The sequence below is a fragment of the Undibacterium sp. Di27W genome (genome assembly GCF_049340345.1).
In the GTDB taxonomy this organism is placed as follows: Bacteria; Pseudomonadota; Gammaproteobacteria; order Burkholderiales; family Burkholderiaceae_D; genus Undibacterium.
In genome coordinates this window covers 1-396 of the sequence record NZ_JBMPOS010000114.1, presented here as the reverse complement: position 1 = coordinate 396, position 396 = coordinate 1, and the positions used below count along the sequence as shown (strand labels likewise).

The 396-nt window shown below is 45.5% G+C and carries 1 protein-coding gene; it reads left to right on the top strand.

Going from position 1 to position 396, the window contains the following annotated elements:
- The coding region (locus tag ACO0LF_RS31540; protein WP_423021368.1) for an EAL domain-containing protein at positions 1–396 on the top strand (396 nt) is incomplete at both ends.

Below are 396 nucleotides of genomic sequence, written 5' to 3'. Positions count from 1 at the left end.
GCCTTCCAGCAGCCTTTCTGGTGGGAGGGGCAAAAACATCAGATTGGTGCGTCAATCGGTATCAGTCTCTACCCGCTCGATGGTGACACCACTGAAATTCTATTAAAAAATGCCGATATTGCCATGTATTCGGTCAAAGCCACTGGGAAGGGACATTTTAATTTCTTCAAACCTGAGCTATATGAGAAATTAAAAGTGCGTGTCGACATGGAGCGAGCACTGGAACGCGCTTTAGACGAAGATCAATTTGTGTTGTATTACCAGCCACGTGTGAATATGGTCACTGGTCAAATGACAAGTATGGAAGCACTGATAAGATGGATACGTCCAGACCATGGACTCGTGCCTCCAATCGAATTTATTCCTGTCGCCGAATCCAATGGAATGATTTTGCGC